We start from the raw sequence: 22377 nt of genomic DNA, 5'->3' as shown, positions 1-22377 counted from the left end.
CGCCCCGCGTCAATCGACGGGGCGGCAGTCAGTCGCGGAAAGTCACTTGCCGACGAATTTTGGCGCCCGTTTCTCGAAGAAGGCGGTCACCGCCTCGCTCTGGTCCTGGCTGCTCTGCACCAGGGCCTGCATGCCGGCGGCCATTTCCAGGCTGGCGCGCAGCGGAATACCGTAGCTTTCGCGGATCAGCTTCTTCGACAAACGCAGCGATTGCGGCGATTGCGCTGCAATACGCTTTGCCAGCTTCTGCGCTTCCGGCAGTAACTTATCCACCGGCACCACATGGTTTACCATGCCCCAGGCGAAGGCCTGCTGCGCCTTGATCACGTCGCAGGTGAAGGTCATCTCCATTGCCCGCGACAACCCGATCACACGCGGCAGGAACCACGCGCCGCCATCGCCGGAAATCAGCCCGACGCGGAGGAAGCTTTCGGAAAACTCTGCATCCTCGGCGGCGACGCGGATGTCGCACATCATGCTGAGGTCGCAGCCAGCGCCAACAGCATGGCCGTTCACGGCCGCGATGGTCGGCACCTCGATGGCCTGCATCGCCTCCGGAATGCGCTGGATGCCGTGCTGATAGCCGCGCCGGGCTTCCAGTGGCGTGCCGCCGAACAGGCCGGTGCGTTCGCGCATCTCTTTCACATTGCCGCCCGAAGAGAAGGACTTGCCGGCGCCGGTGATCACCACGCAGCACACGCTCATATCAGCATTGATCCGGGCGCAAGCAGAAGTTATGCCATCGACGATGGCCGGCGAGATGGCGTTGCGGGTGTCCGGCTCGTTCAGGGTCAGAGTGACGACGCCACCCTCCTGGGCATAGATCACCGCATCCTTTGCGCTCATGGTTTCCTCCTGGTCCAACAAGAAAGGTATCAAAATTCGTCAGGAACTATTAGTGCTCTATAGAGATAAATAACTTCAAATTATATAGAGTTCGGGGTCGAACTCGTTACAGCTACCGAAAGACGGGAGTGATGGCGGCGAAGAGGCTCTGATATTTCCGCCGAAGCGCATGACCAATGGGCGCCAATCCTTGAGGCAGAAGGATGATCAAGCAATGACGTGGTTGATCTTTTTGTAATGTTTTGGACTTAAGTGGACACGCATGCCACGCAAATAAAAAATCAACCAAGAAGAGGTAGTTACAAAACTCCTCCATGTGGGCGCTTACCCCTCATGGACAAAGCCTCACTGAGAGGATCTCTTTATCCGAGTTACCGAGGCGGTTTATTATCGATAGGGCAGGGAGCAGGCTAAAGATTGAATATGTATTGCACCTGAAGGAACTGAAACGGGGGAATGCCGAGTTGCGCTGAGTGGTCTCTGACGTGACCCTGGAGAAATTGATCCTGGCTAAGGCGGCAAAGGGAAGCATCTAAGTTCTGCGGGCCTATGTTCCCAAAGCCGATTCATGGCGGCATGCTATCAGCATTTGCCTCGCTGTCCGTGGCGCCGACAGCCTCATCGAGGTGCGGTACCTCTATGCCTATGAAGGCGGCTCCTTGTTTCAGCCGACCTATCTCGGCCAGCGGGCCGAACTCGAGGTGGGCGACTGTGTGAAGAGGCAGCTCGAATGTAAGCCGGAAGAATAGCCTGCCGCCCGGCTTCGCATGTAGGCGGCGGTGTAGCCGGCCCCCATTTCAATCCAGTCCGCGAACACCTTTGGCGATCAGCAGATTAATCGCAGCCGACCGGCTTAATCCGCGGCGCTTGGCCCAGAGATCAAGCTCTTTCCTCAGGTCCCGAGGCATCTTTAAGGGCGTGACCACCAAGCCGGCATCATCGATTTCCGGTGGTTCGCCGTGATTAGTGAAATCGCTATTTTGCGAAATATGAATGCCCTGGTCCCCTTGCGATTTACCGCTGTTCAAGGGAAATCTCTCGCGAATACCTTGTAGATGCAATAAAATTCTATCGTATATGCTTGACATATCCAACTCGTTTTTAGCAAAAGAAGTTCCCTCTGTAGGGTGCGGCTACAGGCTTTCACTATAGAATTTTTTGACGCCTGTTTTTTGATTATTCCTGATTGACTGGCTATTCGGCAGGCGTCTGGGGGCGGCAAGTGGTTATTATTATTGAAAACGGAGGATTTGCGAATTGCTATGCTCGGCCCAAATCCAATGATTTTGGCGAAACTCTCCTGAGCGCCACGCCCTTTGAGCTCGAGATGTTGCTTCGGTCAATGGTGATGCCTGATAAGAAGCCAGGTGACTGAAAATCCATCCCGAATCTAAACGAACTGCCTACGCGAATGGATGAATTGAAGGAACTAAACTAATCACCTTTTCGGGTCACCGGGTAACTTTCGAGCCCTGGCGAGATTAGTTCACCATCTTGGTCGATGATACCGGCAAGGGAAACACCGATCACTGGAACTCCGAATTCGGTCGTTCCACGGTAGTTCTGGTGGTGATGCCCGTGGATCACCAGCCTCACCTTCATCGCCTCAGCAAGCTCGCCGAGGGTCCGAAATCCGAACGGATGGCATTCTGGCGCCTCATGCAGAACCAGGATGTCTGCTTGCTGCTGTCGCAATGTCTCATAGTCCTCCGGCCAGATGGCGACGTGATGGCGAAACGGGATCCCATCCCGCAAGGCATCCCTTGTCGCAGGATCCCGTGCCAACCGCTGAGCGGAATGACACAGGCTGTTCCGATCCCTATGTCTGGGCGCTGACTGAGACTTGGGATTCCAAATCTTCTGACGAAAGACCCCGCCCAGCCCAGCGACGTTAAGCCCGCAAACCTCTCGAACATTCCCAGAGAGATTGTTGGTCGATAGATCGCTGCCGAACAAACAATCAAACATTTCCGGCTCATCGCCGTCGTGGTTGCCCGGGATCCAGTAAATCTCGATTCCTGCTGCTATCACGGCAGCCAATTCTTCATGCAGTGGACGGACCAACTCCATATCGCCAAGGAGTACAGCGGCCGCGGGCCTATGCTCCATGAGAACAGGCACGATCCTCTCCCATTGCCCATGGGGGTCGCCAACAAAGAAGATGCGGTTTACATCAAAACCCACAGAAGACACTCTCTAAGGGAGGAGATGATCAGCTTCCCAGGCGTCGTGCAGGCTGGCAAAGTAGCTGATCATATATCAGGCTGTACAATCTGCCGCGCACGCCCCGTTGAGTATATTTCTATGCTGCCTACTACACTGCGTAAGACATCCAATCCCAGATCAGACCCATCGGCTATTCCCCCAAACCCTGCACCGGCAACTCTCTCGACAGCGATCTGCCACCACGCCCAATGCGCGGCATCCTCGGCTGCTGCATGCGGGATGGGCGGCGCCAGTTTCTTTAAAAGCGTCCAGGATACGTCACCAATACCCAAGCGATGCGCAGAGTTGATCGTCAGCATGTCGGCGGACGTCGCGGCGAGCCGTAACACTCTCTCGACCCCGCTCTCGGCATACAGTTGATCAAGCCATCGACTGTCTATCCCGGCGGCACCCGTATCGAAGCAAATCTCTGAATCGACAAGCGCTTCATTGATTGTTCTACAGGCGGCGTCGACCGGTTTTCCTGAGTGGCGCAGCATATCCATTCCGATCCCGTGAATGTGCTCCGCCGCAGGATCCCAATGATATTCTGGCGACAGCCATCTATCTGTTGGAGCGATAAGAAATGAGCGCGCCTCAACATGTGAACTTTCAGCCCAGGCCCAGCCGAACTCGATCGGGAAGCCTCGGTGCAATGCAGATGCCTCAATGTCTGCAAACACAATGCGCTTCATGGTTTGTCCAGCAAAAGATGAAGATCAAGTTTGGTATCAGACAAATCCACGCCCTCAGCTAATGCGGTTTCAGTCAGCGCCTCCTGATCATCCAATACCATTGTCAGTTTCATCCACACGCCTGACGCAAATACGAAGGGGCCGATGATGCGCTCGGGCAAGATATGGCGCAGTCGCGTCTTGGGGTATCCAATGAAAAGTCGGTAGCTGCCATCTTTTGCCCGTCCAATGCGATATTTTGCAGCAAAGCGATCACTGCCTAATACACACGACGCCTGCGTATATATTGATGCGGTGATGCCATCGTACCTACTGAACTTTGGCCGCCTCATCCCGTGCGGATCATTGAGCAATACTCCGGCTTCTTCGCCCTGTAGGTCTGCGTCGTCGTCGAGCGCGAACCATTCTGCCGGTCCGTGTTCGGCGATCCAGGCCGCAATCTCAGCGTGACGGTCGTGGCGCAAGCTGGGCGTGACGGAATGCTCGTGAAACCACGGAAGCTCAATTCCATTCGCCAGTGCTATGCGATCAAGCACCTGCCTTCCGTGAGACTTCCAAGACGTCGACCAGACCAGCTTGGCACCTGTCTCAGTGACAAGCTCGCGCAGCATATCGACTGCGACTGCATCAAACCTGTGTATCCGGGGGTCAGGAAACGCGCCGGGAGGCAGACGATGGGCTCGACCAGGCAACAGTACCCCGTCTATATCGAGGAAAATGGCCTTCATAGTGGTGGGCGCTCGATGCTTTTTTGTGTTGTGAAGGGTCTCATAGCTAAGCAGCCACCGCAATCACAGGGCCTATTCTTTCATGCAGCAGCTGGGCCAGATCATATGCCCGAGGAATACCCTGACCGGCCCCCATTGAGTGGTCCGTCTGCAATTTTAGTTTAGCGGTGGGGTGTCAGGCAATGGCAGCGTGGTCAGCAGAGCTGGCCGGGGTAGCGCTGCCGCCCCCGCTGCCATTGCCTGGACAAAGCCCCACCGGTGCTGGCGGTCGGTAGCGGAGCGAGGCATGCGGCCGGACCGTGTTGTAATGCTGTCGCCATGCCTCGATGCCAATCCTGGCATTAGCCAGGCTGTAGAACAGCTCGCCATTGAGCGGGTTCGTCGCGCAGGCGGGCGTTGAAGCTCTCGACATAGCCATTTCCCAGGGGCCGCCCGGTATGATGTAGGCCATCTTTGCACCGACCGCAACGATCCAGTCCTGGATCGCCTGGGCAATGAACTCCAGGCCATTGTCGGATCGGATATAGCAAGGAACGCCCCGCAAGACGAATAGATCGGACAGCACGTCGATTACATCGACCGCCTTGGGCCTGCGGGCGATGCAGATGCTCAATCACTCATGTGTATATTAATCGGCCATGTTGAGCATGTGGTATTCGCGGCCATCATGGGTGCGGTCCTTAACGAAGTCATAGGGCCTGACATGGTTGCGGTGCTCGGCCCGAAAGCGGATGAAGGAGCCGTCATTGAGCCAGAGACGCCCCCGCTTGGGCTGTTTACTCGGGACCTTGAGCCCTTCGGGCCTGTGCGCCCGTATCCGCTTCGCGGCTGCGCGCTTACAGCCCTCGCGTCGCCAGATACGCTCGACCCGCTTATCGTTGACCAACCAGTCGGCCCGCCGCAGCACGGCGGCGATCTTGCGGTAGCCATAGCGGCCATATTGCCGGGCCAGTTCGATGATGTCGGCGGTCAGTTGCTTCTCATCGTCACGGCCCTGGGGTGCTTTACGCTGGGTCGAGCGGTGCCGCCCGAGCGCCCGGTAGGCGCTACGCTCGGACACCGCCAACACCGACCGGACATGGTCGATGCAGGCAGGGCGAAGCGAAGGGCTTAGTAGTTTCCCTTTGCCTTCGTCGGACTTACGCGGCCTTCGGCCACGCTTCCCCCTCAGCGGTCAGGATCAGCTTATCCAGGGTCAGGTCAGACACCGCCCGGCGCAACCGGGCATTCTCCTGCTCCAGATTCTTCAGGGGCCGAATCCGGTCGCTCTTCAGCCCGCCGAATTCCTGGCGTCACCGATAGTACGTTACCTCGGCAACCCCGATCTGGCGGATTGCCCAGGCGACACTCTGGCCCTACGAGGTCAGCACATCGACCTGGCGCAGCTTCGTAACTATCTCTTCCGGCTTGTATCTTTTGCGTGGCAGGCGATCATCCTTGATGCCAAAAACAATACATCAACTCGGACCACTTCAGTGGGGGAGGATCAGTCATCCCAGCGACACCAGCGCGCTCGGCAACGTAAACTCGATTAGCTTCGCCACCCATCCTGCCATTGTTAGACACAGCACCATTAAACTAACATTGCAGCCGCACCACTCCGAGAGCACCAATTAGTGGTCACTTCTAGATCAATGAACCCGAGAATGCCGTGCGGACTGTAGACTGCAATGCACTTCAATACGATAGATTGCCTGACCCATCCATTTCCACGCCGTACCAGGAGTCTACTTCGGTGGGGAAAGTTTTACATCTGCAAGTTCGAACTCAAAGCGATGGAAATCGTAGTGAAGCTCATCATCATTTCCGACAAGTATACTAATTCTTCGATACTCGTCATCCATAAGCACAAAATCTGCAACTCTCTTTATTTGCTCCCCCGAAAACAATAGTAAATCCGAAAACTGATCACCGTCGGAATCTATTACGTCGACCCAGTAGCCTGATCCCAGTTTTTCCAGGTGGACACCAGCCGGAAGAAGCCAAGGCGTAGAGCATCTGCTTGAAATCGCCTCAATGGCGACAAGCAAACTCACTGCTTGCGCCGGATCTAGTCCGGGGCCTTTGATTACAGAAAAGCTAACGTCAATTCCGGCAACATTAATTGCACCAAGTAGGTAGTTCTCATCATCGCTTCGGCCTAGAACAGATAGCCCTTCGAGCAGGATCGCTCTATCTTTAATCATGATCGGCTTTGCCATTTCAGTAGCTCCATGTATATGAGGAGATGTAGACGATTTACTAAGCTGTCTTTACTTCTTTTGTTTCTACAAAGTTTTCACCTCATCCAAGCAAATGACGATGTTTGGAGACCCAGAGAAATCCGCGTCGCTGGGGGTAGGCGACGGAATGCTGAAGTCCTGTGACCTGGAATACGTGGCCAGTCGGCTTGTTAGCTGAGGCCTCGCCAGCAAGGGTGTGCCGACGCTGATAGGCGGAAATGCTATAAAAAATATCTTCGTCGCATTCCCATCTTTGTAGCCTTCCAGAAAACCGCAGTTGACCAGCTTCATTACCAAGCTTCCATCACAACCAAGAGTCTTGGCGGTGGCCCTTATTGGAATGGCGTCTCTGATGTAGTCGGTTGACATTGGTTCATTACCCTCTCGAAAACCCAATTATTGTAAACTTTCATACTGGCAAGGAGATGAAGGGTGCCTAAGTGAAATATTTTTGAGGTCCTTTTGATCACAGCTCAGATGTCTACGGTTGAGGTGGTCGTCGCTGATATTAATGTCGGCGCCCTTAATGCCTGAAGTCACCACTCTGAACTTTGCCGCCCTTTAGATCGTTGGCAGGCGCCCCACAGACAAGAGCATGTCGACGCTAATAAGCTGGGATGCTTTCAACAAAGACTCTGGTGACGGAGCCGTCCTTGGAACCTTCCAGCAGGTTTGGTTGACTAGTTTCCGAACATGGCCGGCATCACAGCCCAGAGCGTTGGCGGCAGTTTTGGTTGGCACGGCGTTTCTAATGTATTCGGTCGGTATCGGCTTGTTTCTCTACGGTGCCGTATCTACTGTCTGGTTTCGCGCAGACCAGTGACTCCGATGCCCCGAAGAAAATAATTTTCGGGGCCCCAGGTCGCTACCTCAGCTCCGCTGTCCTCGCCAGGCGTGCCATTTGCCTTTGCTAGGCATGTGAATGGCCTCCTTACGGCCCTCATGTTGTTCGAACTGCCTTGCTCAGAAAAAAATAAATACGCCAGAGCGGGGGGCGCTCACCGGGGGGGCTGGCTAACATCTGTCTCCCGAATTGATGGGCTACTAATCTGAGCCGAGAGCCCTCGCTTCCTGCGCGGCGTTGGCTGTTTCGCGATACTTGAAATCGTCGTTGGGCTCGTCGGGCCCCTATGCGTGTTTAAGCAGACAGCTCTCAAGGCTGATTTCAGCTAATAGCTTCTTCGATCACTCATCTCGTTGCGAAGGCTCTTAGCTTCAACACTGTTAGCTTGGCGTTTCTGTATCTCGAGTCAGTCGACGCTTACCAGCTTCCAGGAACTCCTTCGGCCAACTGAAATATAGGTTTTCCGTAATGCCCATGCCGCGGCATAGTTCGGAGATTTAATAATCCTCCTGAGATCCGGCCAGCGCGTTCCTGATCCTCAATTCCTCGGATTATTTCTTACGTGTCGCGCGGCGGATGTCTCACACATACTGTTCGCAGTCTCAAATCGAATGCTGGCGCTGGACAGAGTTGGGTCCCCCTTGGCTCATTGTGGCCATCAGACAATCAGCATGTTGGCCAAGCGAAGGGCGGAGTTGTCTTTCTGCCCTGTTGACGGATCTGAAAGGCCATAAGCCGCCAGACTATTACAGGTTGTGAGATAAGACCTCGTCGTCCAGGAGGGCGGTGATGGGGGCGGTATGAAAGTGGTCGCTTCCTATAATTACCTGACGGAATTTAGTGTGTAAGAAATGTAAGCTAATGCAGTCAGGCAGAAATCACATTGTGTTGCGGATAAAGATTGCTCGGGGCTGCAAACGGCAAATACAACTAAACGATGTTATCGTGTCTCTGAAGGAAGGCTCGTACTCAAGGCCGCCTGCATTTATTGACGGAATTTTGCATTTGGGTCCCAGGACCCAAAATGAAAAAAATGTCAGCTAATGCAGGGGTCGCTTTTTCAGTGCGCTGTAGATGTGTGGCATGATCCAATAGACACGCCTCGCCACTCTTGCCCCCCCCCCCCCTTCGTTGTTGGCTGCAAGGCATTCTGCAATGGGCTGGCGAAATCCTTTGTACCCGGATTGTACGAGGCGCCCCCGATTGATCCTGCATTAGCTGAATTGGACGGGCGGCTTTCAGAGGCGTTACCCCTTATGGAAAATGGGTGTGACAGCACAGTGGCTGCCAACGTGCTGCCGCTTGATCCGTGCCGCTTTGCTGGTCATGCTGGCAGCACACAAGAGGAAACGCAGCATGTATGCCCTGCCCGAGACGCGGTCGCTTGCGGTTTTCGACCGGCTGCCCGAGCGCTATGCCAAGCCGCGCCAGAGCCGCTGGGCGGATATCAACCTCGCCGGCCATCATGCCGGCTGCTTCCTTGAAGGCCCGGATTTCGATCAGGCGGGCAATCTCTATGTCGTCGATATCCCGTTCGGCCGTATCTTCCGCCGCGATCCGGCAGGTGGCTGGCATCTGGTGATCGAGTATGACGGCTGGCCGAACGGGCTGAAACTGCTGCCCGATGGCCGCCTGCTGGTGGCCGATTTCCGTCGCGGCCTGGTGCGCGTCGATCCCGCCAGCGGCGGCTTCGACGTGTTGTTTGACTCGATTGATGGCCAGCCGCTGCATGGGCTGAATGACCTGACCTTCGGCCCTGACGGCACGCTCTATATCACCGATCAGGGCCAGACTGGCCTGCATGATCCGCGGGGCCGCGTGTTGCGCATGACGCCCGATGGTTCTGTTTCGGTGCTGCTGAACAATGGCCCGAGCCCGAACGGCCTAGTCTTCGATCAGCAGAAGCCCTGGCTTTATGTGGCGATGACACGCGGCAATGCGATCTGGCGCGTGCCGCTGTTTGAGGGCGAACCGGTGAAGGTCGGTATCGCGGTACAGCTTTCCGGCGGCATCGGGCCCGATGGCATCGCCATCGATGCAAAAGGCCGCCTGCTGGTGGCGCATATGCAGATTGGCGTGTGGCATTTCGATGCCCGCAATCGCCCGTTGGCGCTCTATGAGGCGCCGGCCGATAGTTACACGACCAATCTCGCGGTGCGCGACAAACGCATCTATGTCACCGATTCGATTCAGGGCCGTATCCTCACGGCTGCCCTGGTGGATTGAGGGAGTAAATATATCATGCGTGCCTTCCGCTTCGATGCGCCCGAGCTTCCCGCCGATACCACCGCATTGCGCCAGCGGCTGCGCGCCTTTCTGGCCGAGCAGCGTGATGCCGGCTTATACAAGCCGAACCGCAATAGCTGGATCAGCTTCAATGCTGAATTCAGCCGCCGCGCCGGCAAGGCTGGCTTCATCGGCATCACCTGGCCGAAGGAATTCGGCGGCCATGCGCTGTCCAACCTGCACCGCTATGTGGTGACCGAGGAAATGCTGGCCCATGGCGCGCCCTGTGGTGCGCATTGGATCGCCGACCGGCAATCGGGGCCGCAGATACTGCGCCACGGCAGCGACCGAATGAAGCGGCTGCTGCTGCCGGGTATCGCTGCCGGCGAATGTTATTTCGGCATTGGCATGAGCGAGCCCGATACCGGCTCGGACCTGGCCAGTGTGCGCAGCCGCGCCGCCAAGACCGAAGGCGGCTGGCTGATCAACGGCGCCAAGATATGGACCTCGAACGCGCATCACGCGCATTACCTGATCGTGCTGGTGCGCACCGCCCAGGCCGGTGAGAACCGCCATATCGGCCTGACGCAATTCATCGTCGATATGCAGTCGCCGGGTATTACCGTGCGGCCGATCCGCAATCTCGCAGGCGTGCATGAATTCAATGAAGTGGTGTTCCGCGACTGCTTCGTGCCCGATGATGCCATGCTCGGGGCCGAGGGCATGGGCTGGAGCATGGTGACGGCCGAGCTGGCTTTCGAGCGTTCCGGGCCGGATCGTTTCCTCTCCGACTACCGCCTGTTGGCGGAATTGATCAACAAGGTCGGCGCGAGGCCCGACGCGCGGCAATCGGTCGAGGTCGGGCGCCTGATAGCCCATGCCGCTGCACTCCGGCGCATGTCGGTTTCCATCGCCGGCCTGCTGGAGAAAGGCCACAACCCAGCCACCGAGGCTGCCCTGGTGAAGGAAGTTGGCACCAGCTTTGAGCGCGAAATTCCCGAGGTTGCACGCAAGCTGGTGCCGGTGGAGCCAAGCTTCGATGAGCCGGGCGATGATTTCAGTGAAGCCCTCGCCTACGTGCTGCTGAATGCACCTTCTTTCACGCTCCGCGGCGGTACACGCGAGATTCTGCGCGGCATGATCGCGCGCGGCTTAGGTCTGCGGTAAGGGGACGGCGATGAACGAGGCGAACGAACTCTCCGCGATTGTCACCGAGCAGGCCGGCCGGCTGTTGCAGCAGCGTGTTACCAAGGAAGTACTGCTTGCCGCCGATCAAGGCGAATGGCAGGCCGGGCTGTGGCGCGAGGTCGAGAAAGCTGGCTTGCCGCTGGCGCTGCTCAGCGAGGCAGCCGGCGGTGTTGGCCTCGGCGCCGTGGATGCCCTGGGGCTGGTGCGGCAGGCCGGCTATCACGCGCTGCCTTTGCCCCTGCCGGAGCATATGCTGGCAGCGAGGTTGTGGTGCGAGGCTGGCGGCGACTTGCCGGAAGGTGTCATCACCCTGGCGCCGGAAACGCTTGGTCTGACGCAGGGGTGTATCCAGGGCGATGCGAAACGTGTGCCCTGGGGCGCCGTGGCCGATCATGTACTGCTGCTGCTCCGCGATGCTGCCGGTGCGTTGCATCTCGCGCTGCTGCCCAAGGGTGTGGCAAAGGCGCAATCGCGCCGCAACGTCGCCTACGAGCCGCGTGACACGCTGCTTTGCGATGGCCTGGCGGTAAAGACACTGCCAGCACCCGCCGCCATCGGCGCCGATGGCCTGTTGCCGCTGGGTGCGCTGCTACGGGCGCAGCAGATGGTGGGTGCCATGGAGCGCGCCTTGGATCATGGCCTTGATTATGCCAATGAGCGCGTGCAGTTCGGCCGTGCTATTGGCAAGTTTCAGGCGGTGCAGCATATGCTGGCGGTTGCCGCCGGCCATCTTGCTGCGGCCACTGCCGCCGCCGATATGGCGGTTGAAGCCTGGGATAGTGATGGCTTCGGCTTCGCCATTGCTGTCGCCAAGGCGCGGGTCGGCGAGGCGGCGAGCGAGGTGGCGGCAATCAGCCACCAGGTGCATGGCGCCATGGGCTTCACCCAGGAGCATCCGCTGCATTTCGCCACTCGCCGGCTATGGTCCTGGCGCGATGAATTCGGGAACGAAAGCCTGTGGCAGCAGCGCCTCGGCGACCTGGTCTGCGCCCAAGGCGGCGAGAAGCTCTGGTCGCTGTTGACCGCTACTTAAGCTCGGCGCTTTAGCTTCTTCACCTGGGCGTGCCGGAAGCAATCGGTGGTGTGGTCGTTCACCATGCCCACCGCCTGCATGAAGGCATAGACGATGGTGGGGCCGACGAAAGTGAAGCCCTGCTTCTTCAGCGCCTTCGACAGGGCCTGGCTTTCAGGGCTTTCCACCGGCACTTCGCGCAGGTGTGTCCAATTATTCTGCTTCGGCTTGCCGCCGACGAAATCCCATAAATATTCAGAGAAGCTGCCATGCTGCTCCTGGATCGCCAGCCAGCCGCGCGCGTTCAGTACGCTGCCGTCGATCTTGGCGCGGTTGCGCACGATGCCTTCGTCCTGCATCAGGCGGTCGAGCTTGCGGCGGTCATAGCGCGCGATCTTCTCCGGCTCGAAGCCATCGAAGGCGCGGCGGAAATTGTCGCGCTTACGCAAAATGGTGATCCACGACAGGCCGGCCTGGAAGCCATCCAGGATCAGCTTCTCGAACAAAGCCCGGTCATCCCATTCCGGCACGCCCCATTCGGTGTCGTGATACTGTACATAAAGCGGGTCATGGCCGGGCCAGCCGCAGCGGCATTTGCCGTCGTCATGAATCAGGCTGGTGCGTTTGTCTTCTGGTCCGGCCGGCATCTTAGCGCTCCCGCAGGCTTACGATTTTGGCGCGGCATAATCCGGGAGGCGGGCGGTGAGTGCAATGCCTTCGCAGAGCAGTGGCGGGCCGCCTGCCGCTGCCCTCGCCACCGCCTCCAGCCGCAGCAAGGCGAGCCCTTGGGGGCCGAGGCTTGAGCGCAGTTCGCCGGCTTCCTGGCCATCCAGGGTGACGATACTGCCGCGTGCCGGTAGCGGCGCTTCGGCATGCACCAGGAAAAGCTGTTTCTTCACCAGGCCGCGATACTTGGTCCGCGCCGTGAGTTCCTGGCCGACATAGCAGCCCTTGTTGAAATCGACGCCGTTCAGCGCCTCGAAATGGTTCTCCAGCAACAGGCCCTTGTCGCGCTCGATGTCGCGGCTGCCGTCAGGCACGCCCAGCAGCAGGCGCAGGGCTTCGTATTCGGCAAGGTCACCCGCCGCCCCGGGCGGCGCAACGCCGTCGGGTAGCCACAGGCGCTGGCCCAGTGCCGGCAGCCGGGGATCGGTGAAGGCAAAGCCCTCTGCCGGGATCACTGTCTCCGGCCCGGCGTTCAGCAAGGCATAGACCTGCCAGCCAGTTTGCATGGCGATCTCCACCTTGGCGCGCAGGCGGTACATTTTTAGCTTTTTTTCCAGTTCTGGCGCGGTGTCGGTCTCGGTATCCAGCCACACCGCCCCCTGCCAGTCGGCCAGCAGCAGCTCGTAGAGGAACTTGCCCTGTGGCGAGAGCAGGGCGGCGAAAAGTGGCTGGCCCGGTGCCAGCCGGCGGGCATCATTGGAAATCAGCCCGTTAAGGAATTCCTTGCTCTCCGGGCCTTCCAGCCGAAGCAGCGTGCGCCCCGGCAGGGCGATGTGGGTCAACAGGCTCATGGCCTTAACAGGTATGGGACTGGCCCCGGCTTGGCAAGCCGGGGCTGGACTTCTATAACCGCCCGGCCATGCGCATTCTGTTCATAACCTCGAACCGCCTGGGCGACGCCATCCTTTCCACCGGCCTGCTCGCAGGCATCGTGGAGCGCGATCCCCTGGCCAAGATCACCGTCGCCTGTGGCCCCGCCGCCGCCGGCCTGTTCCAGACCTCGGCAATGCCGAATCTGGAGCGCCTGATCGTGGTGGAAAAGAAGCCCTGGGCGCGGCATTGGTGGGAATTGTGGAAGCAGGTCGCGACCACCCGCTGGAGCATGGTGGTTGACCTGCGCGGCTCCGGCCTGTCGCAATTCCTGATGGCGTATCGCCGTCGCGTGTTCCATGGCTCAGGTTCCAGCGTGCATCGGGTGATCGTGCTCTCCCAGCTGCTGCGCCTGCCGCCCACCGCGCCGCGCATCTGGATCGGCGAAGCCAACGAAAAGCGCGCCCGCCGGCTGTGGGATGGCAAGCAGCCGGTGCTGGCCATCGGCCCTACCGCCAATTGGGGCGGCAAGATCTGGCCAGCCGACCGTTTCGCCGAACTGGCGCAGCGCCTCACCGCGCCCGATGGCATCCTGCCCGGTGCCCGCATCGCGGTGTTCGGCGGCCCCGGCGAGGAAGCCCTGGCGCAACCGGTGCTGGACCTCCTGCCGCCCGACCGTGCCATGAACTTCGTCGGCAAGCTGGACCTGCTCGATCTCGGTGCCGCCTTGCAGCGCTGCGCGCTCTATATCGGCAACGACAGCGGCCTGATGCATCTCGCCGCCGCCGTTGGCACGCCCACGGTCGGCCTGTTCGGCCCGAGCAAGGAATCGGTCTATGGCCCCTGGGGCCAGAAGACGGCAGCGGTGCGCACCGATCTCAGCTATGATGAGATCGTGACCAGCCCCGGCTATGATTACCGCAAGCAGGACAGCCATATGCTGACCTTGAGTGTCGACAAGGCGCAGCGCGCCGCCGAGACTTTGTGGCGCTATTGCCAGGATGACGACGATTGAGCATGAAACTCTCCGCCCTCGTCGTTGCCCATAACGAGGAAGCCCAGCTCGGCGAATGCCTTGCCCGGCTCAGCTTCGCCGACGAGATCGTGGTGGTGCTGGACCGCTGCACCGACCGCTCGAAGGAGATCGCGCTGGCCGCCGGCGCGCGCATCCTGGAAGGCGCCTGGCCATTGGAAGGCCCGCGCCGCAATGCCGGCATCGCCGCCTGCACAGGTGACTGGACTGTGGAAGTGGATGCCGATGAGCGGGTTTCACCGGCTTTGGCCGAGGAGATCCGCAGCACGATTGCCACTGCTGCACCCGGTTATTTCCTGATTCCGTTCGACAATTACATCGGCGGCCGCCTGGTGCGCTATGGCTGGGGTGCCGCCTGGGGTGTTTCCGCCGCACCGCGCCTGTTCTCGCGTGGCGCAAAGAGCTGGGGCAGCCAGCGGGTGCATCCCGCCCTCGATCTCAAAGGCGAGAAGCGCAGTCTGCGCAATCCGATGGAGCATTACGTCGATACCGATATTTCCGACATGCTGCGTCGGCTCGACCGTTATACCTCGGCGCGCGCTGCCGATCTGCGTGACAGCGGTAATATCGGTGAATTCTGGCCCAATGTGCGGCGCATCTTCTCGCGCTTCTGGAAATGCTATGTCGCGCGCAAGGGTTATCGCGAAGGGCAATACGGTTTCCTGATCGCGCTGATGGCCGGGCTCTATCCGATCCTCAGCTATCTCAAGGCCAGCCTGGAGAAGCCGGAATAATGCGCCTGCTGCAGGTCATGGCGGGAGCGAGACAGGGCGGCGCCGAGACCTATTTCGTCAACCTGGCGATTGCCTTTCAGGCAGCGGGTATCGAACAGCAGGTTGTGATCCGCCGCCATGCCGAACGCGCAGCCATGCTGCGCCAGGGCGGCGTCGAGCCAGTGGAGCTGAAATTCGGCGGCGCGCTGGACATCATCACGCCCTGGCAGTTGCGTGGGCTGGCCAAACGGCAGCGGCCGGATATCGTAATGACCTGGATGAGCCGGGCTTCCGAGAAGATGCCGCGCGGGCCTTATCCGATCGTCGCCCGCCTCGGCGGCTATTATGACCTGAAGCATTACCGCAAAGCCGACTGGCTGGTGGCCAACACGCCGGATATCGCGCGCCACTGTGTCGAGGCCGGTTTCCGCGCTGACCGGGTGCGCTCGATTGCCAATTATGGCCGCTTCGAGGTGGCGTCACCGCAGCCGCGTGCCGAACTCGACACGCCGGCTACTGCGCCTTTGCTGCTGGCCATGGGTCGGTTGCACAAGAACAAGGCGTTCGACGTGCTGCTACGCGCGCTCGCCGAGTTGCCGGAGGCCTATCTGTGGCTGGCCGGCGAGGGTGACGAACGTGCCGCCCTGCAGGCTTTGGCCGAGAGTCTCGGCGTCGCGCGCCGGGTACGCTTCCTCGGCTGGCGCAACGACCGCGAGGCGCTGGCGGCGGCCTGCGATGTCTATGTCGTGCCGTCGCGCCATGAGCCGTTCGGCAATGTCATCCTGGATGCCTGGGGTGCGGGTAAGCCGCTGGTCGCCTCCGCTTCGCAAGGGCCGAAGCAGTATGTGGTGGAAGGCGAAAGCGGCATCCTGGTGCCGGTGGAGGATCACCGCGCGCTCGCCGCCGCGATCCGCGAAGTGCTGACCTTGCCAGAACTGGCGCAAAAGCTCGGCGCGGCCGGCAAGGCGCAATTCGCGCGCGACCATAGCGAGGCGGCAGTGGTCGCCACCTGGCGGCGTTTCTTCGAGGAAGTGCAGGCATGTGCGGCATCGCCGGGCTGATGCGCGCCGATGGTGCGGCGCCGGATGCGGCCCTGCTGGCCCGCATGCTGCGCGCCGTCGGCCATCGCGGTCCTGATGGCGAGGGCAGCCATACCAGCGGCTCGGTGGCTTTGGGCCAGGCGCGGCTGGCGATCATCGATCTTGAAGGTGGCAAGCAGCCGCTGTTCGGTGCCGATGGCCTGGCGCTGGTCGCCAATGGCGAAATCTACAATTACCGTGAGCTCTACAGCCTGCTGCCGGGTGTGAATTTCGCCACAGGGTCCGATTGCGAGCCGCCGCTGCATCTCTATCACCGCGACGGCAAGAGCTTCCTCAACTATCTGCGCGGCATGTATGCCATCGCATTGCATGATCCGCGTGATGATTCACTGCTGCTGGCGCGTGATCCCTTTGGCATCAAGCCGCTCTATTACGCCGAAGCCGGCGGCCACCTGCTGTTTGCTTCCGAGCCGCAGGCGATCATCGCCTCGGGTCTGATCGAGCCGCGTCTGGTGGCGGCGAAGCGAGACGAATTGTTGCAATTGCAGTTCACCACGGGTGCTGACACCATCTTCCAGGGCATTCAGCGTTTGTTGCCCGGCGAAATGCTGATCTGCCGCAAGGGCCGCATCATTGAGCGCGAGCGTCGCGCGGCGCCGATGGCTGCCGTCACGCCACGCAGCGAGACAGAAGCCCTGGCTGAACTCGACCGCCTGCTGCAGGAGAGCGTCGATCTGCACCAGCGCGCCGATGTGCCCTATGGGCTGTTCCTCTCCGGTGGCATCGATTCTTCTGCCTTGCTGGCGATGATGGCGCGGCTCAACCCGCGCCCGGTGCTGGCCTATTCGCTAGGTTTCCCCGATAGCGGCCTGCACGATGAGCGCAATCTTGCCGCCGCTTTGGCACGCAAGGTGGGAGCCGAGCATCGCAGCGTCGATTTCACGGCAGCGGACTTCTGGTCGCTGCTGCCGCGTGTCGCTGAGGCGATGGATGATCCGGCCGCCGATTACGCCTGCCTGCCGACCTTCAAGCTGGCGCAATTTGCCGCCCGCGAGGTGAAGGTGGTGCTTTCGGGCGAGGGCGGCGACGAGATTTTCGGCGGCTATGGCCGCTACCGTTCGGCGATGCGACTGCTGTTCGCCAAACCGCTGCGGCGCAAGGGGGCGCTGGATGGCCTCGGTCTCTTCCGCGAGGAGCCGGCGAAATGGCGCAGCGGCTTTGCCGGCGCGGAGCGGGCCACCCGGTTCGCCGAGGAAAGCAAGCTGCAGGCGGCGCAGCGCCTGGATATCGCCGACTGGCTGCCGAATGACCTGCTGACCAAGCTGGACCGCTGCCTGATGCGCAATGCGCTGGAGGGGCGCACACCGTTCCTCGATTGCGGCGCCGTGGATGCGGTGGGCCTCAGCGCCTTCGGCTTCGGCCTAAATGATGGCTTCAAAATCCGCGATGGCCTGGGCAAGCATCTGCTGCGCCGCTGGCTCAAGGAACATCTGCCTGAGGCTGAGCCATTCTCGCGCAAGCGTGGCTTCACCGTACCTGTCGGGCAGTGGATTGCGGCGCAAGGCAAGCGGCTGGCGCCGCTGATGGTGCAGCAGCCCGGCATTGCCGAGACATTCAAGCCCGAAGCCGTGACGCAGCTTTTTGCGGGCGGCGCCGAGCGCAACGGCTTCGCCGCCTGGGCGCTGCTGTTCTATGCGCTGTGGCACCAGCATCACATGCTGGGCCACAGCGCCGAAGGCGATGCCTTCGATTTACTTAGTGCAAGCTGAACGACTCGCTCGCCGCTCGAATTTCCGCCGGCTTGACCAGTTGGGAAGACACCACCCGCACCGAGTAGAGCTTGCCGTCCAGCTTAGCTTCCCAGAAATCGAGGAATTTGCGCAAGCCCGGAAATTTCGGGGCCAGATCGTATTCCTGCCACACATAGCTTTGCAGCAGGTTGGGATGATCAGGCATGCGGTAAAGGATTTCAGCCGTGGTCAGCCGGTAATGCAGCAGGCGTTCCAGGCGTTCGGCACCAGACAAAACGGTCATTCTGCCTCCTTGCTTGGTTAAGCTGAGGCCGAAATCCAATCGCCGGCTTCGAGGCAACCGGATCGCGGCACCCACGCATTAAGCCTGCAAGACAGTCTGGTTGCAGTGCAATAAAAATGTCTTAAGACACTGAAGAATGGCACTCGGGAATGATGGCTGCTAACAGCCAGACCAAAGGTGTCATCCCTGCTTTCGCGGGGATGACACCTTTATTGGAAGTCTAGCCCCGGCCGACGAACGGCATCTTGGTCGCCATCACGGTCATGAACTGCACATTGGCATCCAGCGGCATGTTGGCGATATGCACGATGGATTCGGCGACATGGCGCACATCCATGCGTGGCTCCACCATCATGGTGCCGTTGGGTTGCGGCACGCCCTTGGTCATGCGCTCGGTCATCTCGGTGGCGGCGTTGCCGATATCGATCTGGCTGCAGGCGATGTTATGGGCGCGGCCATCCAGCGAGGTGGACTTGGTGAGGCCGCTGATGGCGTGCTTGGTGGCCGTGTAAGGCGCCGAGAACGGGCGCGGCGCATAGGCCGAGATCGAACCATTGTTGATGATACGGCCGCCCTGCGGCGTCTGCGCCTTCATGATGCGCATGGCTTCCTGGGTGCAGAGGAAGGGGCCGGTGAGGTTGGTATCCACCACAGCCTTCCATTGCTCGAAGCTCAACTCGTCCATTGGCACGGCAGGGGCGCCGATGCCGGCATTGTTGAACAGCACGTCCAGTCGGCCGAAGGTGGCCTTCAGCTTGGCGAACAGGCCCTTCACCGAATCCGGGTTCCCGACATCGGTGACGACGCCGATCGCCTTGACGCCGAATGCCTCGCATTCCTTGGCTGCCGCATCCAGCAGTTCCAGCCGGCGCCCGGCCAGCACGATATCGTAGCCGGCCTTGGCCAAAGCCAGGGCCGAGGCCTTGCCGATGCCGGCGGTGGCGCCGGTGACGAGTGCGACTTTGCGCGGGGCGGACATGGGTTTCCTCCAGATATGTTTGTATCCCGTTGGTTACTTTGGCGCCGGGGCATGCCCGAGGCAAGAGCTAGCCGGATTTAGCCCGGCCGCTTGGACACAAGCTGATTGCCGTAGAAGCTCATCACCATTTCGCCGCGCTGGTTTTCCACCCAGTATTTCAGCTTGACGATGCCGCGATCCGGCTTCGAGGCGGACTCGCGCTTCTCCTCCACACTGGCCTTGCCATAGAGCGTGTCGCCCGGCCGCACCGGCTTGTACCAGCGCAGTTCATCCAGGCCCGGCGAACCCATGCTGCCTTTGCCGAGCAGGCCGGCCTGCATCAGCATGCGGAAGCCCAGAGCGCCGGTCTGCCAGCCCGACGCGATAAGGCCGCCATAGATCGATTTGGCCGCGACTTCCTTGTCGAGATGGAAGGGCTGCGGATCGTAGCGATAGGCGAAATCGAGGATGTCGGCTTCCGAGACGGTGACGCCATTGGCATGGATCACCTCGCCCTGATCATAGTCTTCGTAATAGCGGTCACTGCGGCTCATAAAGTCTGGCTCCTGAAAAACGCCTGTACATCCTCGACGAAAATATCCGGCTGCTCCATGGCAACGAAATGCCCGCCACACGGCATCACACGATGCTGCACCACATTGTAGCCGCGCTCCAGCCAGCCAGGCGGCGAGGGTGGAACCAGATCCCAGGGCGGCAACAGAAACGCAGTTGGCGGGGCAATGTATTGGCCGGGCTTGAGCGACAGATCGCCGCGCTGCACCGCTGCCCAGTAAAGCCAGGTGGCGGTGGCCGCCGTGTCGGTCAGCCAGTAGAGCGCGATGGTCGCCAGCATGTCGTCCATGGTGAAAGGCGGCTCGCTGTTGGCTGCGCCACGCGGATGGCCGTGGAATTTTTCCACGATCCAGGCGGCAAGCCCGGCCGGGCTGTCGGTGAGGCCGAAACCCAGCGTGTTCGGCTTGGTGCTCTGGATGGCGAAATAGCCGCTCTCGGTGCTCTGGCGCTTTTTCACCTCAGCCGCCCAGGCTTTCTCGGTGTCGTTCAATGGCGTGGTGAGCGGCGGGCGCAGCGGCACCATGTTCAAATGCATCGCCGCCACGGCTGCAGGGAAATCGGCGCCGAGCCAGGAAGAAACAATCGAGCCCCAGTCGCCGGCCTGCACGAAGAAGCGCGGGATGCCCAGCGCCTTGGTTATCAGGTCATGCCACAGCGCGGCTACCTGGCGCGGGCTGATCGGCTGCTTAAGTGGGATCGAGAAACCATAGCCCGGCAAGCTCGGGCAGATCACGGTGAAGGCATCTTCCGCGCGACCGCCGAAGCGTTCCGGCTGTGTCAGGCGGTCGAGGATATGTATGAACTCGAACACCGAACCCGGCCAGCCATGGGTGAGCAGCAAGGGCCGCGCCGCCGGGTTGCTGCTGCGCGCGACGAGGTAATGCACGGTTTGCGGCGTGCCGTCATCGGGGCGGGGCAGGCTGACGCGGTAATTCTCGTAATCATTCAGCCGGGCTTCCCACTGGCGCCAGTCGAAGCCATCGCGCCAATATTCCAGGAAGCGCGCAAGGTAGGCGCCGTTGGCGCCATACTGCCAGGCCGTATCGGCTGGCTGCAGCGGCAGGCGGGTGCGGCCGAGGCGCTGGCGCAGATCATCGAGATCCGCTTGCGGCACGGCGATGGTGAAGGGTTGCGGTTTATAGGTTTCGAGCGTTTCCATAGCCTGAGCAAGCCATAGAACGGCTTGCCTGTCACGCCCCGGAATATTATGGGCAGATGTTGCCGCCGCGCGCGTAGCAATCCAGCTGGCTCTCGGCGCGGTCGCGCTCGCGGCGGCCCCGGTCGGCCTCGTCGTTGAGGCAATCGATATAACGGTCCATGCGCCGGCGGTAATCGTTCACCTCGGCGCGGCAATAGGCCACCGCCTGGTTGTCCGCCGTGCTGCCCAGGCGCTCCAGGCAGCCGGGCGGGCGCGGCGGCGTCGAACAACGCGAGGGCTGCGCCAGGGCAGGGGAGGCGATCAGCAGCAGGGCGAAAAAAGCGGCACGCAGGCTCAATCTTCCAGCCCCTCAATGGCAAGCGCGGCGAAAGTCGCCAGCCAATGCTCGCCGCCATACTCGCCGCTCTCGAGAAACGGCAGGCTGGCCGCTTCGTGGCTATCGGCCACGCTCATCAGCACGCCATGGGAGGAATGGCCGGCTGAAAGCGTGGCGGCGATACCACGCAGGCACCAGGCACGCGAGAGGTTCAGGCCATCGAGATGCACACCCTTGGCGTCGTTGCGGTCGGCAACGATGGCAGGCTGAAACGGCCCGGCGCCACCATTGTGGTAACCAGGCAGATAGTGGCCGAACCAGGCAGCGAATTCCGGGGGTTGCATCAGGCGGCTCATCAGCAGCGCGGCAACCAGGCCGCCGGAGAGGAAGTCATCGCCATTCGGCTCGTAATGACCGGGGTAGTCCACATCCTGGCCAAAATAGCGCCGTGCCGTCTGTTCGATCAGCGCCACCATGGGCAGCCTGTCGATCACGCGGGCATAATGCAGCGCCAGCAGCAGGCCGAAGGCGGTGTTGAAATGGGTGCCGACGCGGATCGGATAGGTCAGCTTCGCCAGATAGGACGGGAGTTCCTGCAGGATGACGCTTTCCAGCGGCTTCAGCGCCTCGCGCCAGCCCGCGGCCTGCGGGTCGTCCCATTGCGCCAGTTCGGCGGAGAGAGCCAGTAGCCAGCCCCAGCCATAGGGACGCTGCCAAGTAGTCCTGCCCGGTGAGCTGAAATACTCCGCCTCACCGACGCCGGCAGCCGACGTGAAGCGGGTGGTGAAGATGGCGCGGGAGACTTCGGCATGGGCCAAGCCAGGATGGCGGCGCAGGCAGCGTGCCAGCAGCCAGAAGCCATGCACGCAAGAATGCCAATCGTAGCTGCCCCAGAAGATCGGATGCAGTTCACGTGGCGGCCGCATGTCGGCATCGCTATGGGCGAAATGCGCCAGGCTGTTTGGGTATTCGCGCTCGAGGTTGCGCAAGGGCAGCGCGGCGAAACGCAGCGCCTGGGATTCGGATAATCCGCCCGGGCGCTGCGCCAT

General features: G+C 60.5%; 23 protein-coding genes. 7 read left to right on the top strand and 16 right to left on the bottom strand.

Features of this window, described 5'->3' with window-relative positions; genetic code table 11:
- Positions 1 to 42 precede the first annotated feature (42 nt).
- The 8 genes from V6B08_RS18065 to V6B08_RS18035 all read right to left on the bottom strand — a co-directional run bounded on the left by V6B08_RS18065 (position 43) and on the right by V6B08_RS18035 (position 6675).
- Complete coding sequence (locus tag V6B08_RS18065; protein WP_341983459.1) at positions 43 to 846, bottom strand: crotonase/enoyl-CoA hydratase family protein; 804 nt, start codon at positions 844 to 846, stop codon at positions 43 to 45.
- Between the two features lie 797 nt (positions 847 to 1643).
- The gene (locus tag V6B08_RS18060) at positions 1644 to 1874 is read right to left on the bottom strand and encodes a hypothetical protein (protein WP_341983456.1); all 231 of its coding nucleotides are present in this window, start codon (positions 1872 to 1874) and stop codon (positions 1644 to 1646) included.
- A 406-nt stretch (positions 1875 to 2280) separates the two neighbouring features.
- Entirely contained in the window at positions 2281 to 3030 is a 750-nt protein-coding gene (locus V6B08_RS18055) for a metallophosphoesterase family protein (protein WP_341983454.1), read from the bottom strand.
- 68 nt (positions 3031 to 3098) lie between these two features.
- Complete coding sequence (locus V6B08_RS18050; protein ID WP_341983453.1) at positions 3099 to 3746, bottom strand: hypothetical protein; 648 nt, start codon at positions 3744 to 3746, stop codon at positions 3099 to 3101.
- Entirely contained in the window at positions 3743 to 4474 is a 732-nt protein-coding gene (locus tag V6B08_RS18045) for an HAD domain-containing protein (RefSeq protein ID WP_341983452.1), read from the bottom strand. Before V6B08_RS18045 ends, V6B08_RS18050 begins: the two co-directional genes overlap by 4 nt.
- A 175-nt stretch (positions 4475 to 4649) precedes the next feature.
- Entirely contained in the window at positions 4650 to 5087 is a 438-nt protein-coding gene (locus V6B08_RS21950; protein ID WP_440588824.1) for an integrase core domain-containing protein, read from the bottom strand.
- A 15-nt stretch (positions 5088 to 5102) separates the two neighbouring features.
- On the bottom strand, positions 5103 to 5534 hold the full coding sequence (locus V6B08_RS21945) for an IS3 family transposase (protein ID WP_440588823.1): 432 nt from the start codon (positions 5532 to 5534) through the stop codon (positions 5103 to 5105).
- 667 nt (positions 5535 to 6201) lie between these two features.
- Positions 6202 to 6675: a hypothetical protein gene (locus V6B08_RS18035; RefSeq protein ID WP_341983451.1), complete on the bottom strand. Its 474-nt coding sequence runs from the start codon at positions 6673 to 6675 to the stop codon at positions 6202 to 6204.
- Positions 6676 to 8896: 2221 nt separating this feature from the next.
- Here V6B08_RS18035 and V6B08_RS18030 point away from each other — a divergent pair.
- The 3 genes from V6B08_RS18030 to V6B08_RS18020 are packed head-to-tail and all read left to right on the top strand — an operon-like array spanning position 8897 to position 11987.
- Positions 8897 to 9766 (top strand): SMP-30/gluconolactonase/LRE family protein, encoded by an 870-nt coding sequence (locus V6B08_RS18030; RefSeq protein WP_341983449.1) that lies wholly within the window; start codon positions 8897 to 8899, stop codon positions 9764 to 9766.
- Positions 9767 to 9781: 15 nt separating this feature from the next.
- Complete coding sequence (locus V6B08_RS18025) at positions 9782 to 10933, top strand: acyl-CoA dehydrogenase family protein (RefSeq protein ID WP_341983448.1); 1152 nt, start codon at positions 9782 to 9784, stop codon at positions 10931 to 10933.
- Between the two features lie 10 nt (positions 10934 to 10943).
- Positions 10944 to 11987 carry an acyl-CoA dehydrogenase family protein gene (locus V6B08_RS18020; protein ID WP_341983447.1) on the top strand — a complete coding sequence of 348 codons (1044 nt, stop codon included), beginning with the start codon at positions 10944 to 10946 and terminating at the stop codon, positions 11985 to 11987.
- On the opposite strand, the gene V6B08_RS18015 is transcribed toward V6B08_RS18020, so the two are convergent.
- Together V6B08_RS18015 and ygfZ are read right to left on the bottom strand one after the other, a co-directional pair.
- Positions 11984 to 12613, bottom strand: coding sequence for a DNA-3-methyladenine glycosylase I (locus V6B08_RS18015; protein ID WP_341983446.1), 630 nt, complete (start codon positions 12611 to 12613; stop codon positions 11984 to 11986). The genes V6B08_RS18020 and V6B08_RS18015 overlap by 4 nt on opposite strands.
- A gap of 18 nt (positions 12614 to 12631) precedes the next feature.
- On the bottom strand, positions 12632 to 13483 hold the full coding sequence (gene ygfZ, locus V6B08_RS18010) for a CAF17-like 4Fe-4S cluster assembly/insertion protein YgfZ (protein WP_341983444.1): 852 nt from the start codon (positions 13481 to 13483) through the stop codon (positions 12632 to 12634).
- Between the two features lie 68 nt (positions 13484 to 13551).
- Here ygfZ and V6B08_RS18005 point away from each other — a divergent pair, with 68 nt between their 5' ends.
- The 4 genes from V6B08_RS18005 to asnB are packed head-to-tail and all read left to right on the top strand — an operon-like array spanning position 13552 to position 18057.
- On the top strand, positions 13552 to 14517 hold the full coding sequence (locus V6B08_RS18005; protein WP_341983442.1) for a glycosyltransferase family 9 protein: 966 nt from the start codon (positions 13552 to 13554) through the stop codon (positions 14515 to 14517).
- Between the two features lie 2 nt (positions 14518 to 14519).
- Complete coding sequence (locus V6B08_RS18000; protein ID WP_341983440.1) at positions 14520 to 15269, top strand: glycosyltransferase family 2 protein; 750 nt, start codon at positions 14520 to 14522, stop codon at positions 15267 to 15269.
- Positions 15269 to 16309 (top strand): glycosyltransferase, encoded by a 1041-nt coding sequence (locus V6B08_RS17995; RefSeq protein WP_341983438.1) that lies wholly within the window; start codon positions 15269 to 15271, stop codon positions 16307 to 16309. The genes V6B08_RS18000 and V6B08_RS17995 overlap by 1 nt, the downstream gene beginning before the upstream one ends.
- Entirely contained in the window at positions 16288 to 18057 is a 1770-nt protein-coding gene (asnB, locus tag V6B08_RS17990) for an asparagine synthase (glutamine-hydrolyzing) (RefSeq protein WP_341983436.1), read from the top strand. Before V6B08_RS17995 ends, asnB begins: the two co-directional genes overlap by 22 nt.
- On the opposite strand, the gene V6B08_RS17985 is transcribed toward asnB, so the two are convergent.
- From V6B08_RS17985 to V6B08_RS17960, 6 genes are all read right to left on the bottom strand, one after another.
- Complete coding sequence (locus V6B08_RS17985) at positions 18044 to 18322, bottom strand: usg protein (RefSeq protein WP_341983434.1); 279 nt, start codon at positions 18320 to 18322, stop codon at positions 18044 to 18046. The two genes, asnB and V6B08_RS17985, sit on opposite strands and share 14 nt — an antisense overlap.
- Positions 18323 to 18542: 220 nt before the next feature.
- Positions 18543 to 19301 carry an SDR family oxidoreductase gene (locus V6B08_RS17980; RefSeq protein WP_341983432.1) on the bottom strand — a complete coding sequence of 253 codons (759 nt, stop codon included), beginning with the start codon at positions 19299 to 19301 and terminating at the stop codon, positions 18543 to 18545.
- Positions 19302 to 19378: 77 nt separating this feature from the next.
- On the bottom strand, positions 19379 to 19834 hold the full coding sequence (locus V6B08_RS17975; RefSeq protein ID WP_341983430.1) for a MaoC family dehydratase: 456 nt from the start codon (positions 19832 to 19834) through the stop codon (positions 19379 to 19381).
- Complete coding sequence (locus tag V6B08_RS17970; protein WP_341983428.1) at positions 19831 to 21012, bottom strand: epoxide hydrolase family protein; 1182 nt, start codon at positions 21010 to 21012, stop codon at positions 19831 to 19833. Before V6B08_RS17970 ends, V6B08_RS17975 begins: the two co-directional genes overlap by 4 nt.
- A gap of 46 nt (positions 21013 to 21058) precedes the next feature.
- Positions 21059 to 21349: a hypothetical protein gene (locus V6B08_RS17965; RefSeq protein WP_341983426.1), complete on the bottom strand. Its 291-nt coding sequence runs from the start codon at positions 21347 to 21349 to the stop codon at positions 21059 to 21061.
- Positions 21346 to 22377: a DUF2891 domain-containing protein gene (locus V6B08_RS17960; RefSeq protein ID WP_341983425.1), complete on the bottom strand. Its 1032-nt coding sequence runs from the start codon at positions 22375 to 22377 to the stop codon at positions 21346 to 21348. Before V6B08_RS17960 ends, V6B08_RS17965 begins: the two co-directional genes overlap by 4 nt.

This window comes from Ferrovibrio sp. MS7 (genome assembly GCF_038404985.1).
Lineage (GTDB): Bacteria > Pseudomonadota > Alphaproteobacteria > Ferrovibrionales > Ferrovibrionaceae > Ferrovibrio > Ferrovibrio plantarum.
The sequence above is the reverse complement of the archived record's forward strand: the minus strand, read 5'-3'. Positions and strand labels throughout refer to the sequence as shown.